The sequence below is a fragment of the Kribbella sp. NPDC058245 genome (assembly GCF_042882005.1).
In the GTDB taxonomy this organism is placed as follows: Bacteria; Actinomycetota; Actinomycetes; order Propionibacteriales; family Kribbellaceae; genus Kribbella.
The window spans coordinates 175,464-190,869 of record NZ_JBHVWY010000016.1 but is presented as its reverse complement, the minus strand read 5'-3'; the positions used below and the strand labels follow the sequence as shown (position 1 = coordinate 190,869).

General features: G+C 67.8%; 16 protein-coding genes. 5 read left to right on the top strand and 11 right to left on the bottom strand.

The genetic code is table 11. From position 1 onward, the window contains the following. The first annotated feature begins 127 nt into the window (after window positions 1-127). Both rfbA and rfbB read left to right on the top strand, forming a co-directional pair. Entirely contained in the window at window positions 128-1,009 is an 882-nt protein-coding gene (gene rfbA / locus ACFVWG_RS32300; protein ID WP_391547238.1) for a glucose-1-phosphate thymidylyltransferase RfbA, read from the top strand. Further along, on the top strand, window positions 1,010-1,996 hold the full coding sequence (gene rfbB, locus ACFVWG_RS32295; protein ID WP_391547237.1) for a dTDP-glucose 4,6-dehydratase: 987 nt from the start codon (window positions 1,010-1,012) through the stop codon (window positions 1,994-1,996). Between the two features lie 546 nt (window positions 1,997-2,542). Here the strand turns inward: rfbB and ACFVWG_RS32290 are convergent. Beyond that, the gene (locus ACFVWG_RS32290) at window positions 2,543-3,235 is read right to left on the bottom strand and encodes a hypothetical protein (RefSeq protein ID WP_391547236.1); all 693 of its coding nucleotides are present in this window, start codon (window positions 3,233-3,235) and stop codon (window positions 2,543-2,545) included. 64 nt (window positions 3,236-3,299) lie between these two features. After that, window positions 3,300-4,544 (bottom strand): MFS transporter, encoded by a 1,245-nt coding sequence (locus tag ACFVWG_RS32285; RefSeq protein WP_391547235.1) that lies wholly within the window; start codon window positions 4,542-4,544, stop codon window positions 3,300-3,302. A gap of 200 nt (window positions 4,545-4,744) precedes the next feature. Here ACFVWG_RS32285 and ACFVWG_RS32280 point away from each other — a divergent pair, with 200 nt between their 5' ends. Next, window positions 4,745-5,170 (top strand): CBS domain-containing protein, encoded by a 426-nt coding sequence (locus tag ACFVWG_RS32280; protein WP_391547234.1) that lies wholly within the window; start codon window positions 4,745-4,747, stop codon window positions 5,168-5,170. A 56-nt stretch (window positions 5,171-5,226) separates the two neighbouring features. Beyond that, window positions 5,227-6,021: a DUF4190 domain-containing protein gene (locus ACFVWG_RS32275; RefSeq protein ID WP_391547233.1), complete on the top strand. Its 795-nt coding sequence runs from the start codon at window positions 5,227-5,229 to the stop codon at window positions 6,019-6,021. A gap of 28 nt (window positions 6,022-6,049) precedes the next feature. Here the strand turns inward: ACFVWG_RS32275 and ACFVWG_RS32270 are convergent, their stop codons facing one another. The 4 genes from ACFVWG_RS32270 to hisN are packed head-to-tail and all read right to left on the bottom strand — an operon-like array spanning window position 6,050 to window position 9,819. Further along, window positions 6,050-6,379, bottom strand: coding sequence for a DUF4190 domain-containing protein (locus tag ACFVWG_RS32270; protein ID WP_391547232.1), 330 nt, complete (start codon window positions 6,377-6,379; stop codon window positions 6,050-6,052). 10 nt (window positions 6,380-6,389) lie between these two features. Next, window positions 6,390-7,739, bottom strand: a complete 1,350-nt coding sequence (locus ACFVWG_RS32265; RefSeq protein ID WP_391547231.1) for a M16 family metallopeptidase — start codon at window positions 7,737-7,739, stop codon at window positions 6,390-6,392. Then, window positions 7,736-9,022, bottom strand: a complete 1,287-nt coding sequence (locus tag ACFVWG_RS32260) for a M16 family metallopeptidase (protein ID WP_391547230.1) — start codon at window positions 9,020-9,022, stop codon at window positions 7,736-7,738. Before ACFVWG_RS32260 ends, ACFVWG_RS32265 begins: the two co-directional genes overlap by 4 nt. Window positions 9,023-9,039: 17 nt before the next feature. Then, complete coding sequence (gene hisN, locus ACFVWG_RS32255) at window positions 9,040-9,819, bottom strand: histidinol-phosphatase (protein WP_391547229.1); 780 nt, start codon at window positions 9,817-9,819, stop codon at window positions 9,040-9,042. Window positions 9,820-9,948: 129 nt separating this feature from the next. Here hisN and ACFVWG_RS32250 point away from each other — a divergent pair, with 129 nt between their 5' ends. Next, complete coding sequence (locus ACFVWG_RS32250; protein ID WP_391547228.1) at window positions 9,949-10,440, top strand: DUF2231 domain-containing protein; 492 nt, start codon at window positions 9,949-9,951, stop codon at window positions 10,438-10,440. On the opposite strand, the gene rsgA is transcribed toward ACFVWG_RS32250, so the two are convergent. Genes rsgA through ACFVWG_RS32225 form a run of 5 tightly spaced genes read right to left on the bottom strand, consistent with a single transcriptional unit; the run spans window position 10,433 to window position 15,350 of the window. Next, on the bottom strand, window positions 10,433-11,443 hold the full coding sequence (gene rsgA / locus ACFVWG_RS32245; RefSeq protein ID WP_391547227.1) for a ribosome small subunit-dependent GTPase A: 1,011 nt from the start codon (window positions 11,441-11,443) through the stop codon (window positions 10,433-10,435). The genes ACFVWG_RS32250 and rsgA overlap by 8 nt on opposite strands. Continuing rightward, complete coding sequence (gene aroA, locus ACFVWG_RS32240) at window positions 11,443-12,714, bottom strand: 3-phosphoshikimate 1-carboxyvinyltransferase (RefSeq protein ID WP_391547226.1); 1,272 nt, start codon at window positions 12,712-12,714, stop codon at window positions 11,443-11,445. Before aroA ends, rsgA begins: the two co-directional genes overlap by 1 nt. Before the next feature lie 47 nt (window positions 12,715-12,761). Further along, window positions 12,762-13,988: a hypothetical protein gene (locus ACFVWG_RS32235; RefSeq protein WP_391547225.1), complete on the bottom strand. Its 1,227-nt coding sequence runs from the start codon at window positions 13,986-13,988 to the stop codon at window positions 12,762-12,764. 26 nt (window positions 13,989-14,014) lie between these two features. Continuing rightward, entirely contained in the window at window positions 14,015-14,593 is a 579-nt protein-coding gene (locus ACFVWG_RS32230) for a DoxX family protein (RefSeq protein ID WP_391547224.1), read from the bottom strand. 52 nt (window positions 14,594-14,645) lie between these two features. Beyond that, the gene (locus ACFVWG_RS32225; RefSeq protein ID WP_391547223.1) at window positions 14,646-15,350 is read right to left on the bottom strand and encodes a DsbA family protein; all 705 of its coding nucleotides are present in this window, start codon (window positions 15,348-15,350) and stop codon (window positions 14,646-14,648) included. Window positions 15,351-15,406: the final 56 nt, after the last annotated feature.

Genomic DNA, 15,406 nt, shown 5'->3' with positions numbered 1-15,406 from the left:
AGCTGACCTAGTGGTGCAGAACCCCCAACCTGAGTGGCTAGCCAGTCAAATCGGGCGTTGGGCGACGACTCGCCGGGGTGATTGCGAGGGGCAAGGAGGCGACCTAGGGTGCGGGGGAGGAGGCTTGATGAAGGGGATTGTGCTGGCCGGTGGGTCGGGGACTCGCCTGTACCCGATGGCGCGGGGAATCTCCAAGCACCTGATGCCGATCTACGACAAGCCGATGATCTATTACCCGCTGTCGACGGTGATGAGCGCGGGGATCAGCGAGATCCTGATCATCACGACTCCGGAGGACCGGGCGAGCTTCGAGCGGTTGCTGGGTGACGGGGCGCAGTTCGGGTGTTCGTTCAGTTATGCGGTGCAGGCGAAACCGGACGGGATCGCGGAAGCATTTCTGGTGGGCGAGGAGTTCATCGGGGACGGCGCGGTGGCGCTGATCCTGGGGGACAACCTGTTCTACGGGGACGGCTTCGGGGATGAGCTGAAAACGGCCGCGGATCCCGATGGTGGGGTGGTTTTCGCTTACACCGTGGCGGATCCGCGGCGGTACGGCGTGGTGGAGTTCGATGCGGATCGCCGGGCGATCGGAATCGAGGAGAAGCCGAGTGAGCCGCGCTCGAACTCCGCGGTCGTCGGGTTGTACTTCTACGACAACGACGTGGTCGAGATCGCGCGGTCGCTGCGGCCGAGCGCGCGCGGCGAGCTCGAGATCACCGACGTGAACCTCGAGTACCTGCGACGCGGCAAACTGCAGGTGCAGGTGCTCGATCGGGGTTCGGTCTGGCTGGACACCGGCACGATCGAGTCGCTGGCGGATGCGTCCGACTTCGTGCGGGTGCTGGAGAACCGGACCGGGCACAAGGTCGGCAGCGTCGAGGAGGCCGCGTGGCGCCAGGGGTTCATCAGTGACGACGACCTCCGGCTGCTCGCGGAACCACTGCGCAACTCCGGGTACGGCGAATACCTGCTGGCGTTGCTGAACCGGCCGAGCATGGTGCGTCGGTAGATGAACCGCCTACTGGTCACCGGGGGAGCCGGTTTCATCGGCGCCAACTTCGTCCAGAACGCCGTACGGACTAGTCGGGTCACCGTGCTGGACGCGCTCACGTATGCGGGTGACCGGCGCAACCTGGAGACGGTTGCCGATGACATCGAGTTCGTCCACGGTGATATCGGCGACGCCGAGCTGGTCGACCGGCTGGTGAAGCAGTCCGACACTGTTGTCCACTTCGCGGCCGAGTCACATGTCGACAACTCGCTTGGCGACCCGGCGCCGTTCATCCGGACGAATGTGGTCGGCACGTTCAACATCCTCGAGGCAGTACGCCGGTACGACGTCCGCCTGCACCACATCTCGACCGACGAGGTGTTCGGGGCGCTGTCCCTCGACACGGAATCGCGCTTCACAGAAGAGACGCGGTACGACCCGTCCAGCCCGTACTCCGCCACCAAGGCCAGCTCGGATCATTTGGTGCGGGCGTGGTCCCGGTCGTACGGAATCGCCGCCACGATCTCCAACTGCGCCAACAACTACGGCCCGTATCAGCACGTCGAGAAGCTCATCCCGCGCCACATCACCAGCGTGCTGACCGGCGTTCGCCCGAAGGTCTACGGCACCGGCGCCAACGTCCGCGAGTGGACCCACGTCGACGACCACAACGCCGCCGTACAACTGATTCTGCAGAACGGCCGCCTCGGCGACACCTACCTGATCGGCTCCGGTCAAGAGCGCTCGAACAAGCAGGTCACGGAGGCGATCCTCCGCCTCCTCGGCCAAGCCGCCGACGCCTACGACCAGGTCGCAGACCGCCCCGGCCACGACCTCCGCTACGCCACCGACTCCGCCAAACTCCGCACCGAACTCGGCTGGATCCCCCAGTACGACGACTTCGAGTCAGGCCTGGCCCAAACCATCACCTGGTACCGCGACCACGAACCCTGGTGGGCCGCCGCCAAACAGACCACCGAAGCCCGCTACGCCCGCCGAAGCTAGGCGCAGCCCCGATCACAACGTCCGAAGAACCGGAGGCGTGGTCTCCGGTCCTTCGGACGTTACGGGTGCTCGGCGATCCCCATTTGATGGGTTGACCCATGGGCTGGTGGGTTCTGTACCCGCATGTGGGTCAGGAACCCACAATCTGGTGGGTGAACCCATGCGGTTGTGGGTGGACCCACCGCATGCGATGGGCTCTCCCGCCATTTGATGGGTTGACCCATCGGCTGGTGGGTTCTGTACCCGCATGTGGGTCAGGAACCCACAATCTGGTGGGTGAACCCATGCGGTTGTGGGTGGGCTAGCGGCGTGCGGTTGGCCCAGGGCGGATGGTCAGCCCATGCGGTTGTGGGTGGACCCACCGCATGCGATGGGCTCTCCCGCCATTTGATGGGTTGACCCATGGGCTGGTGGGTTCTGTACCCGCATGGGGGTCAGGAACCCACAATCTGGTGGGTGAACCCATGCGGTTGGGGGTGGACCCACCGCATGCGATGAGCCCACCCGCAACGCGATCAGCCCGTCAGATGGGCGGGAGGTCAGGCGCTACGCGAGGTCTTCGTAGGTTTCTTGCCAGAACTCGAGTTTTTCGGCGAAGGGTTCGTCGACTTGGGGGTCGGGGGTGCCTTCGGCGAAGGACTCGAGGGCGGTGGGGACGAGGACCGCGGCGTCGGGGGCCTGGTGGAGGATGAGGGCCAGGCGGACGATGAACGTGACCAGGCGGGTGAGCTTGTTGTGGTCGATCGGGGTGTCGCGGCCGAGGGGGTCGTGGATGACCTCTTGGGACTTGAGCTGGTCGCGGATCGACTTGAGGGTGCGGGCGGCTTCTTTGTGCTCGGAGCGGCCGGGGGTGGCGTTGACCGCCTCCGTCGGGAGGCCGAGGAGGTCGGCCAGGTCGGTGGAGGGCGGGTCCAGCGGGGTGCTCTTGCCGAAGAGGCCTGGCTTGGTCGACTGCAGGTGAGTCTCGATCTGGTCGACGAGTTCCGTCAGTCCCCTGAGGAGCGCGGGGACGAAGTTGTCGGCGGTCTTGCGACGGTTGGTGGTGAGGGCCGTCGTGCGCTCGTAGTCGGCTTCGACCGTGGAGCGCAGGGCGTCCGGCCAGTCGTCGAGGCCGGTCAGGCCGGTGTGCTGGGGCGCGGACGGGTTGAGGTCGCTCGCGGACAGAGGTTTGGCGCCGGAACGGGCGGCGTCGATCTCTTGCTCGAGCTTCTTCTGCGGACCCGGAACGATTGAACTCACCACACCACCCTATCGGGGGATGGGGAGGCGGCGGCGGTCCCGGAATGGCGTCTCCGCGGCTGCGTCACGCCGTGGGGGCCTGGTCCAGGCGGCGGAGGTTCCAGATGGACGGTACGACGAGGGTGGCGATGGTGATCAGGATGTAGAGCGTCAGGCCGTACAGTTCGACGGCCTTCACGGAGACGGCGGCGGCGATGTAGCCGACGGTCAGTTGGCCGACGGGGTTGGCGATGAAGGAGCCGAGCATGTCGTACGACGAGACTCGGGAGAGCTTGTCGAGGGGGACGTGCTGGCCGAGCGCGGTCTCCCAGCCGATGCCGAAGATCTCGAAGCCGAGTCCCATCACGAAGGCTGCGGCGGCGACAGCAACGGCGTACGGGAAGAGGGCGAGGCAGAGAATGATTGGTGCCGCGAGCAACATTCCGGCCATGCCGGCGCGCAGCGGGTAGCGCGGTTTGAGGCGGAGCATCAGCAGACCGCCCGCGACCAGGCCAGCGCCGAAGCAGGCGCTGACTACACCCCAGGCGGCGCGGCCGAAGGTGGTGTCGGCGATGACCGGGCCGAGGGTCGTGTAGCAGGCGGTGAAGATGACGTTGAGCAGGCCGAACGCCAGTACGACGACCCAGACCCACTGGCGGGAGGCGAACTCGCTCCAACCCTCGCGGAGATCGGTGATCATCGAGGACGCGCGGCGCACGACGGGTGGCAGCTTCAGCCGGGAGATCAGCGCCGCGGCGATCAGGAAGGTCGCGGCGTCGACAGCCAACCCGACTCCCGGACCGGTCAGTCCGACGATCACACCGGCCACCGCGCCGCCGCCGATCATCGCGGCCGAGCGCGCGAAGCCGGAGATGGCGGTCGCCTGCGGGAGGTCGGCCTTGTCGACGATGGACGGGAGGACGCCGGTCATCGCCGGCATCACGAAGGCGGAGGCGGCGCCGTTCACCGCCTCGATCGCGGCGAGCTGCCAGATCGTCGCGTGGCCGGTGAGCACCAGGATGGCGGCGAGGGTCTGGGTGAGGCCGCTGATCGTGTTGGCCACCAGTACGACGAGGTGCCGGGGAAGGCGGTCGGAGATCACGCCGCCGACGAGGAGGAAGACGATGTTCGGGATGCTCCGGGCGGCCAGCACGGTGCCGACCGCGCTCGCGGAGTGCGAGATGTCCAGGACGGCGAACACCAGGGCGACCGGTGCGATCGTCGAGCCGAGGATGGAGACGAACCGGGAGGAGACGAACAGCCGGACGTCTCGATGCCTCAGTACCGCGAGGTCCTGCCGCCAGCCCATCGATCCCCCCTCGCCGGTCATCAAACCCCGCGATCTTACGGGTGGAACGATCGAACCGCCTCCGGATTTATCGGTCGACCGTTGCCGTCGGCATCTTGTGAAGACCTTCACAACACCGGGTGACATCGTCGTCACCCGTCGTTTCTGAGATGAGACCTGCCGCGTCAGTGGTCTTTTCGCTACCTTGGGGTATTGGTCCCCCTCGATCTGCAGGAGGCTCCGTGAAGATCAACGACGTACTGCGCGGCAAAGGCACCGACGTGGTCACCATCTCGCCGCAGGCCACCGTCACCGAACTCCTTGCCCTGCTGGCCGAGCGCAACATCGGCGCGGTGGTGGTGAGTGCGGACGGGACGTCCGTGGCCGGCATCGTCTCCGAGCGTGACGTGGTCAGGCTCGTGAACCGGACACCGGACGCCGGTGATGTCCGGGTCAGCGCAATCATGACCGCCGAGGTGCACACCTGTACGCCGGACGACCTGATCGACAACCTGATGCGGTTGATGACGGACCGCCGGATCCGGCACGTCCCCGTCGTCGTGGACGGTGTCCTGACCGGCCTGGTCAGCATCGGCGACGTGGTCAAGTCGCGGATCGGCGAACTGGAGTTCGAGAAGGAGCAACTGTCCAACTACATCTCCAGTTAATACCGGTCAGGCCATAATGCCGGACAGGGCCGGTCCGCGGGGTTTACAGTCCGTCCATGAGTCAGACTCCACCCCCGGCCGGGCCTCCCGGCGGCCAGCCGCCGTACCCGGGATCACAGCAGCCCGGCCCGCCGCAGTACGGGCAGCAGCCGCAGTACGGCGGCCAGCCGTCGTACGGGGGACAGCCGCCGTACGGCGGACCTCCGCAGCAGCCGGGGCAGTACGGCATGCCGCCGATGGCGCCGATCCAGGGCATCCCGCAGCAGCAGTACCAGGGCCCGCCGCAGGGCACCAACGGGCTCGCGATCGCGTCGCTGATCCTCGGCATCATCGGGGTGATCCTGTTCAGCGTCATCACGGGCGTCATCGCGCTGCGCCAGGTCAAGGAGCGCAACCAGAACGGCCGCGGCCTCGCGATCGCCGGTCTGGTGATCTCCGGGTGCTGGGTCCTGCTGTTCGGGGTGGGTTTGATCGTGGCGCTCGCCACCGACGACGAGCCGAGCCGGGACGCGTCCGGTCAGGTGACCGAGACGACGAATGTGCGGCCGGACAAGCTCAAGGTCGGTGACTGCGTCGAGAGCATCGACGCGGAGGGCGAGATCCGCAACATGAAGCTCGTGCCGTGCAGCGGGCCGAACGGTGGCGAGGTCTACGCGAACTTCGAACTGCCGGCCGGGAAGTGGCCGGGCCTGAGCGCTGTGCAGGCCGACGCCGAGGCGGGCTGCACCGACCGGGCGGATGCACTGAAGGGTCAGGCCGCCAAGGAATCGGACATCTACTACCTGCACCCGGTCGAAGAGAGCTGGAGTCTGGGCGACCGTGGCGTCACCTGCTTGGTGGTTCCTAAGTAGTTCGGGGCGGGGAAGGTATCAGATCAGCTCAGACGGCTACGAAGAAGAGCGCGAAGCTGGCGAGGGCGAGCGCCAGCAACGCCGTACCGACGATGCCGAGGATGCGGCCGGCCTGCGCCATGCCGCGGTTGCTGTAGGTGCCAGGCGCCGCGTCGATCTCGGCGAGCGCCTGGCTGCCGAGCGCCCACGTGACTGGCGACAGGAAGAGCAGGCCGCTGCAGAGGGCGATGATGCCCAGGACGAGCGCGACGGTGGCCTGGGTGCTGTCGCGGAGGATGCCGTACGCCGGTTGCTGCGGTGAACCGGGCTGGACCGGGTAGAACGTGTGCGTCCGGTCAGTGCCGTCGGTGTACGACATCCTGTGCTCCTCAGGTCAGTTCGATCAGGTCCCCCAGTCCGAGCTCGGTGAGCTGCGGCCTGACGTCCTTGGCTTCCCCTACGACGACGACAAGTAGTCCGTTGGTTCCCACGAACTCCCGGTACGCCGCTGTGGCCTGCTCGGCCGTGGTCGCGGCGATTCGCTGCATGTAGGTGTCGGCGAAGTCGATGGGGACGCCGTTGGCGATGTTGCTGCCCACCTGCTGGATGATCGAGTCCGCCTGCTCGTAGCGCAGCGGTGCGGTCAGCGTCAGGCTGTCCTTGGCCTCCTGAACCTCCTGCTCGGTCAGACCGTCCCGGGCCTCGTGCAGGATCCGCAGTGCGTCACCGATCGCCGCACCGGTCACCTCGGTGCGGACTGCGCCGCCCAGCGTGAACGTTCCGCCCTTGCGAGGTGCGGAGAAGCTGCTGCGCGTGCCGTAGGTGTAGCCCTTCTCCTCGCGCAGCACGGTGTCCACGCGGGACGTGATGGTGCCACCGACCACGTGGTTCGCCACGGCGGCAGGACCCCAGGCGGCGCTCCGCCGGTCCGGACCGGCGCAGCCGATCACCAACTGGCTCTGCACCGAGCCAGGACGGTCCACCAGCACCAGACGGTCACCGGGCAGGTACAGCGGCTCGGGTGTCTCCAGTGCGGGGCCCACCTCGGCCCGCCAGTCGCCAAAGGCGTCGTCGACGATCGCAGCGACGTCCACACCGGTCGCATCGCCGGCGAACAGGATCTGTGCCCGCGCCGGACCGATGTTGCTCCGGTAGAACTCAGCCACCTGGACGTTCGTCAGCGGGCGGATGGTCTCCGGCGTCCCCGCGGTCGGCCGGGACCGGCGCGTAGACGCGTCGAACAGGTGTGCCGCAAAGGCCTCACGGGCCCGGTAGCCGGCGTTCGCCTTCTCCTGGTTGATCTCGCCGAGCCGGATCGTCACGTGCCGCCCGACGTCGGCGACATTGAACGCCGGCCGGGTGACCGCCTCGGCCAGCAGCTTCACGGCCGGGGCCAGGTGCGACACCGGGACCGAGATCTCCACATGCAGCGCGTCCGAGCTGACATCGACCCCGTACGCCGCTCCGTGCCGCTCCAGGGCCGCTGCGAAGTCGTTGGCCGAGTGGAGCTCAGTGCCCTCGTCGAGGGTGCGGGACATGATCGTCGCGACCCCCTCGAGGTCGCGGGGCTCCGCGAAGAGCGGCATCGCGATCGTGACCCGGACAGTAGCGACGTACTGGCCTGGGCGGTCGAAGATGTGCACCGGCGTACCGCCGCTGGTGGTCGTGGCCGTCGACTCCGGGAACGTCCACGGACCGGGCGGGCTGACCGGCGGGGGAGTGGTCAGGATCTGGCTCATGCTTCCGCTCCAGCCTCTTCGGTACGGCGGTATGTCACCTGAGCGCGACCGGATGCCCGGATCCACTCACGGGCCGCGGCCTGGACCTGCTCGGCCGTGACGGCGCGGACCTGGTCGATCCGGGTGTTGATCCGGTTAGGGTCGCCGAACAGCAGCGCGTGGTGTGAGATCTCGTCAGCGCGGCCTGCGCAGGTCGAGAGCTGCTCCAGCCAGTCCCGCTCGGCCTGCGCCTGCACGGTGGCCAGCTCGTCGGCAGTGACGCCGCTCTCGGCCAGCTTCTCGATCTCTTCGAGCAGTGCGTCCTCGACCTTCTGCAGGTCCACGCCGTCGGACGCGATGCCGGTCAGCGTGCCGAAGGAGACCCCGCCGATCAGTGGCAGCGCACCACCGGAGACGGACTGGGCGATCTGCTCGTCCCGGACCAGCCGCCGGTTGAGCCGACCACTCTGACCAGCAGCCAGTACGTCGAGCGCCAGCCCGGCCGCATCCAGCTCCGGCGTGCCATCCGGCGGTAGCCGGAACATCATCGTGATCAGGTCGGACGGTACGTCTTCCTGTACGTCGTCGCGCAGCACCTCGGTGAGCGGCCCGATCGTGCCGTCCGGGGCCGGCGGCGGCGTCGGGATCGCCGGCAGGTGACCGAAGTACCGCTTGGCGGCGTCGAAGGCGTCCTCGACCGACACGTCGCCGACGATCGTCAGTACGGCGTTGTTCGGGCCGTAGTACGTGCGGAAGAACTGGTGCACGTCCTCCAGCGAGGCCGCGTCCAGGTCAGCCATCGAGCCGATCGTCATGTGCGCGTACGGGTGGTTCTCGGGGAAGAGGAGCCGGACCAGCCGCTCGTACGAGTCGCCGTACGGGCGGTTGTCGTAGCTCTGCCGCTTCTCCTCCTTCACCACGTCACGCTGGTTGTCCAGGTTCTCCTGGTTGAGCGCGTCGAGCAGATAGCCCATCCGGTCGGCCTCCAGCCACAGGGCCAGGTCCAGACCGCCGCTCGGCAGCGACTCGAAGTAGTTGGTGCGGTCGAAGAACGTGCTCGCGTTCAGGCTGGCGCCCACTGTCTCCAGCAGGCTGAAGTGCTGCCCGGACCGGACGTTGCGCGACCCCTGGAACATCAGGTGCTCGAAGAGATGCGCGAAACCGGTCAGACCGGGTGGCTCGTGACGCGAACCCACGTCGTACCAGAGGTTGACTGCGACGATCGGAACGGCGCGGTCCGAACTCACCACGACCCGCAGGCCGTTGTCGAGCGTCTGCTCCGCAAGGGGGTAGTTCAAGGGCATGCGGCCACCCTACGTGGTCAGGCTAGGCGCTTGAGTACCTCGTCGTGCAGCCGGCCGTTGGTGGCGATGGCGTTCGGGCCGTTCGGACCGGGAGCGCCGTCGACCGACGTGAACTTGCCGCCTGCCTCGTCGACGATGATCGACAGGGCCGCCATGTCGTAGAGGTTCAGCTCGGGCTCGGCCGCGATGTCGACCGCGCCCTCGGCGACCAGCATGTACGACCAGAAGTCGCCGTACGCGCGGGTCCGCCAGCAGTCGTCCATCAGCGTTGCCCACTGGTCCTTCTTGCCGAGCTTGTCCCAGCCCTTGAGTGAGGCGTAGGACAGGGAGGCGTCCTCGATGGTGTTCACGTCACTGACCCGGCAGGGCTGCGAGGAGTGCAGCGCCCGGCCGGTCCAGGCGCCATCGCCGTACGACGCCCACCAGCGCTTGCCCAGTGCCGGAGCCGAGACCACGCCGACGACCACCTGGTCCTCGATCATCAGGCTGATCAGCGTGGCCCACACGGGGACGCCCCGGATGTAGTTCTTGGTGCCGTCGATCGGGTCGACCACCCAGCGCCGTACGCCCCAGCCCGTGGTGCCCTCTTCCTCACCGACGAACGCATCCCGCGGGCGGGCCCGGGAGAGCGTCTTGCGCATCACGTCTTCGACCTTCTTGTCCGACTCGCTCACCGGGGTCAGATCGGGCTTGGTGGCCACGTGCAGGTCGAGTGCCTTGTAGCGGTCCATCGTGGTCGAATCCGCATCATCGGCCAGGATGTGGGCGAGCCGCAGGTCATCCGTGTGCGAGGGCATAGCCGGAAGGCTAACTGAATACCTTCTCCCGCCCCACCGCCCCGGTCCTTGGCGGCGCGGTTGAACCGAATAGGGGTTCTGATCGTGTGGAGTGGTACAGAACCACACGACCGCCTTTAGGAGGCGTCAATGTTCGAGCGCTTCGGGGACCTGCCCTTGCATGTGCTGGTCATCCACGCTGCAGTGCTGGTGCTACCCGTGTCCGCACTGACCGCGATCGTCTTCGCTCTGGTCCCCCGCTGGCGGTGGCTGCTGCGCTGGCCGGTGCTGCTGCTCGGTCTGGGCTCGCTGGCACTCGCGTTCGTCGCCAAGGAGAGCGGTGAGGCGTTCGTCGCCGCCGTACCGACCCTGCAGAAGGCTGTCGAGCTGCACCAGGAGCGGGGCGACCTGCTCTTCTGGTTCTGCCTGATCTTCGCTGTGGTGGCAGTGGCCGCGTTCCTGCTGCTGGGTGGTCCCTCAGCGCTCGCCAGCGGGAAGGGCGCCAAAGAGGGCCGCGGCGGCCCGCTGGGGCTGGTGACCAGCGTTGCGATGGTAGTGATCGGCGTACTGGTGATCTACCAGACCGTCCGCACCGGTGACGCCGGGGCGAAGGCTGTGTGGGACGGGCAGCTGCCTAAGTAGTCGGTTCGGAGTCCCGCTGCTCGCGGCCCTCACGGCTGGCCAGCAGGCGGCGGAACGACGTGACCCGGTCCGCGTCGGCCTTGCCCTCGGCGACAGCCTCGTCGAGGGCACAGCCGGGGGACGTCTCCGTGTGAGCGCAGCCGCGCGGACAGTCGACGGTGAGGTCCGCGAGATCGGGGAAGGCGTCGATGAGCTTGTCGGGATCGACATGGGCCAGGCCGAACGAGCGGATACCGGGGGTGTCGATGATCCAGCCGCCGTCCGGCAGCCGCAGTACGACGGTGCTGGTGGAGGTGTGTCGACCGCGGCCGGTGACCTCGTTGACCACACCAATGGCCCGGTGCGCGCTCGGGATCACTCCGTTGACCAGAGTGGACTTCCCGACGCCGGAGTGACCGACCAGCACGCTGGTGCGGCCCTCGAGCTGCTCACGCAGCGCCTGCAGGTCACCACCCTGCTGGGTGGCCACGGACTCGACCCCCAGCGGGCGGTAGATGTCGAGCAGCGGTGTCGGGTCGGCGAGGTCGGTCTTGGTCAGGCACAGCAGCGGGCGCATCCCCGCGTCGTATGCGGCAACCAGGAAGCGGTCGATGAGGCCGGTCCGGGGCTCCGGGTTGGCGACGGCGACGACGATCACGAGCTGTTCCGCGTTCGCGACCAGCGGCCGCTCGATCGGGTCGTCGTCATCGGCCGAGCGACGCAGCAGGGTCGTCCGGGGGAGCACCTCGACGATCCGCGCCAGGGAACCCTCGTCACCGGTCGCGTTGCCGTCCAGCTTGACCAGGTCGCCGACGATCACGCCCTTACGCCCGAGTTGGCGAGCCTTCATCGCGGTCACCTGCCGGCCGGTCGTCGTGTCGCCGACCCAGCACGTGTAGCGACCACGGTCGCGAGTGGTGACGAAGGCGATGACGGCATCGTCGTACGTCGGACGGTCCTTGGTCCGCGGCCGCGTCCGGCGCTTGGGCCGGTCGTACTTGGCCTCCTCGTCGTACCGCGACATCAGCCGGCCAGGCCCGACCAGAGCTCGGGGAACTCCGGCAGTGTCTTCGCCGTGGTCCCGATGTTCTCGATCAGCAGTCCGTCGACGAGCAGCCCGACCACGGCGGCGGCGTGGGCCATCCGGTGGTCGTTGTACGTCGCGAACAGCCCGCCCTGCAACGGCTTCGGCCGGATCTCCAGCCCGTCTTCCGTCTGGGTGACGTCACCGCCCAGTGCGTTGAACTCGCGCTCCAGTGCGGCCAGCCGGTCCGTCTCGTGACCGCGCAGGTGCGCAATACCCCGCAGGTACGACGGTCCGTCCGCGAAGGCCGCCACAGCCGCGATGACTGGGCTGAGCTCGCCTACCTCGCTCAGGTCGAGGTCACAGCCGTTGACTCGCCCAGTGCCGCGCACAGTGAGGCCGTCTTCGGTGCGAGTCACCTCTGCGCCGAAGCGGGTGAAGATCTCGGGCAGCTGACCACCGGGCTGCGTAGTGTGCTCCGGCCAGCCGGTCACGGTCACCTCGCCACCGGTGAGTACCGCAGCGGCCAGGAACGGCGCGGCGTTCGACAGGTCAGGCTCGATCGCGGAGTCCAGTGCACGAATGGGGCCGGGGGCAACCACCCAGCGGTTCGGTTCGGAGTCGTCGACCTGGACGCCGCGCTCACGCAGCATCGCCACCGACATGTCCAGGTGCGGCTGCGACGGCACCGGCTTGCCGTCATGACGGATGTCCACACCCTCGTCGTACCGGGCGCCTGCCAGTAGTAGTGCGGAGACGAACTGGCTCGACCCGGACGCGTCCAGCGTGACCTTGCCGCCGCGCACCGACCCCGTGCCGGACACGGAGTACGGCATCCGGCCGGTGCCACCGTCCTCGATCTGTACGCCGAGTGTCCGCAGCGCATCGAGGATCACACCCAGCGGGCGCTCCCGGGCGTACTCGTCACCGTCGAATGCGATCACGCCGTCGGCCAGCGCGGCCACGGGCGGTACGAAGCGCATCACAGTCCCGGCCAGACCGCAGTCCACACTCGCCGGGCCCTTGAGCGAGCCAGGGGTGACGGTGACGGTCGAACCGTTGTCCGCGATCCCGACGCCGAGCGAGGTGAGCGCCGTCCGCATCAGAGTGGTGTCGCGCGCGCTGAGCAGACCCGTCAGGTGTGACGGGCCGTCTGCGATCGCTGCGAGGATGAGTGCCCGGTTGCTGATCGACTTCGATCCGGGCACCGTGATCCGGCCGCTGACCGGCCCCTCGGCCCGCGGTGCCGCCCAGCCCTGCTCCTGACTCATCCCACTCCCTCAGCTCGTCTCTTGCCTCTGAGCCTAGGGCATGGCGCTTACTGGACCTTCCAGCCTTCCGGGAGGCTGATGGTGAGAGTGTTCGGGGACTTGCCGAGCTGCGGCGTCGGGAGGGCCTTCGGATAGCTGTAGTTGACGACCTGGATGGTGGTCCGCTTGACGGCCGGCTCACCGTTGGCCGCGGGGGTGTCGATGCCGCTCTGGAACGCTGCGACCGGCAGCAGGGTGGCGGGGTCGAGGTAATAGACCATGTGGATGCCCTCGGTCAGGTTGAACGGGTTCGACCATTTCCACTCGACAGGGTCGATCCCTGCGTCCCGCAGACCCCACATCAGGATCGCCGAGCCCCAGTAGTTGTTGTCGGCCCGTTCGACCGGCTTGAAGTCCACGACCTGGCGGACATAGGTCTTCCCGCCCGCCGACAGCAGCGTCGGCTGGGCGGGGTTCACGAACCCCCTGCTGGCGCGGAAGGAGGCGATCACCTTGTCCGCCTGCTCGGCGGTCAGCCCGGTGGAGACGATCGAGTCACCGCCGCCCTGGTACGGCATCTTGGTGCAGGACATGTCGTCGAAGACGCTGCGCTGCCAGACCTTGCTCATGTTCGACCAGACCATCGGCTTCGGGTTGCCGTCGCAGACGCTGTTCGACGGTCGGTTGTCCGCCCGGCCGTCCAGAACGCTCTCGGCGAAGTAGTACTTCTTGCTCTGCCGGTCGACCGCCATATCGGTGATCGACCAGAGCGGCTGACCGGTGGCGAACCTCTTCTGGTCCGCGAAGACCGACGTCTTCAGCCGGCCGATCGGAGTGAGCATCTGACGCTTCATGACGCCCTCGTGGAACGCCTGCGGGTTCACCTCACTCAGTGCCTGCGCGGTGACCGGCTGACCGGGCTCGAGGGTCTTGGCGTCCTTCGGCGGAGCGCCCGCCGCGGTGCCACCGTCATCGGAGCCGGTGTTCTTCCAGACCACCACACCGCCGACGGCGATGACGAGCACGAGAGCCACCGCCCCCGCGATGATCAGCGGAGTGCGGCTCTTCTTCGGTGGCTGCTGGGGCTGGTAGAAGCCCTGCGGCCCACTCGGGTACGACGGCTGTGCGCCCGGGTACTGCGGTGGGCCGGCCGGGTACTGCTGCTGCGGGGGACCGGCGTACTGCTGCTGCGGACCGCCGTACTGCTGTTGTTGAGGCGCAGGTGGCTGCTGAGTCACGGGCTGCCAGGCGCGCCCGTCCCACCACCACTTGCCGTCGTCACTGTAAGTGGGCACGGCCTCCAGCGTAGGGCTGCGTCAGGTCAGCCGAGGTGCAACTCGGCCTTCGCGAGTCGGGCCGCGGCCTTGGCGTCGCGAGCCAGCTGACGGGTCTCTCGCTTGGCTGCCTTGGCGCCGCGCTTGGTCTCCCGCTTGGCGGCCTTCGCGCCGTGGCTGGCCCGCCAGGCGACACCCGGCTTGCCCTCGGTGTCGACGGCCGCGAGCAGCAGACCGCCCATCAGACCCAGGTTCTTCAGGAACTGGATCCGCTGCTGAGCCTTGGCTGCCTTCTCGTCCTCTTGCCAGAACGCGTGCCCGGCCAGGGTCGTCGGAACCAGTGAGGCAGCCAGCAGCGTCGCACCGAGGCGCCGGCCCTTGCCAGTCGCCAGTGCGAGACCGCCGATCACCTGTGCGGCGCCGTTCAGGCGGATCAGGTTGACCGTCGTCTCGGGGAGCCGGTCGGCGACCTGGGCCGGTGCGGCCTTCTTCAGCATCGGCACGAGCCGGTCGGTGACGGGCTGCGCCTTGGACACGAGCGGCTCGGGGTTACGGACCGAGTTGGCGCCTTGGACGACGAAAATGGCGGACAGCAACGGCCTGGCCAATGCACGCACGACAGTCATGCCTCCTTCATACACCACGTGTTGAGGTGTACCCGGTACCCAGGCCCAACCGTCAGATCGGGCACCCGTCCGGACCACAGGTGGCGTCGTCCGCGTTCGGCGCGCTGATCAGCGTCACTGGCTTACGGTCGGCGTTCGCACGGCGCAGTGCCTCGCGGAACACCTCTGCGGGCTGGGCGCCGCTCACGCCGTACTTCTCGTCGATGACGAAGAACGGTACGCCGTTGGCGCCGTACGCGAGGGCCTGTGCCTGGTCGGCGGCCACCTCATCGGCGTACTCGGTTCCGGCCAGCACCTCGGCCACCCGGTCGGCGGGGAGACCGACCTCCTCGGCCAGCGCGGCCAGAGTGGTGTGGTCGCCGACGGGGAGGCCGTCGGTGAAGTATGCCTTCAGCAACCGTTCCTTCAGCTGGCCCTGGGTGTCCGCGCCGTACTCAAGCGCCAGGTGCAGCAGGCGGTGTGCGTCCACAGTGTTCACGGACTTCGCCTGGTCCAGGTGGTACTCCAGACCGAGCTCAGCGGCCACTGCGGTCACCTGCTCATTCGCCTGGACACCCCACGCGCGGTCACGGCCGTACTTCTCGCCCAGCCGCGTCGGGAGGTCGCGGGGGTCGTCGTTCGTCGAGGAGGGGTCCAGCTGGAAGCTGTGCCAGATGATCTCGGGCTTGTCGCCGCTCTGGGCCAGCGCCTCCTCCAGCCGCCGCTTGCCGATGTAGCACCACGGACAGACGACATCGGACCAGACATCAATACGCATGCTCAGAACAACCTGTGCCGGTCCGAACCCATTCCCCGTGTGACGCGTCTGACGCC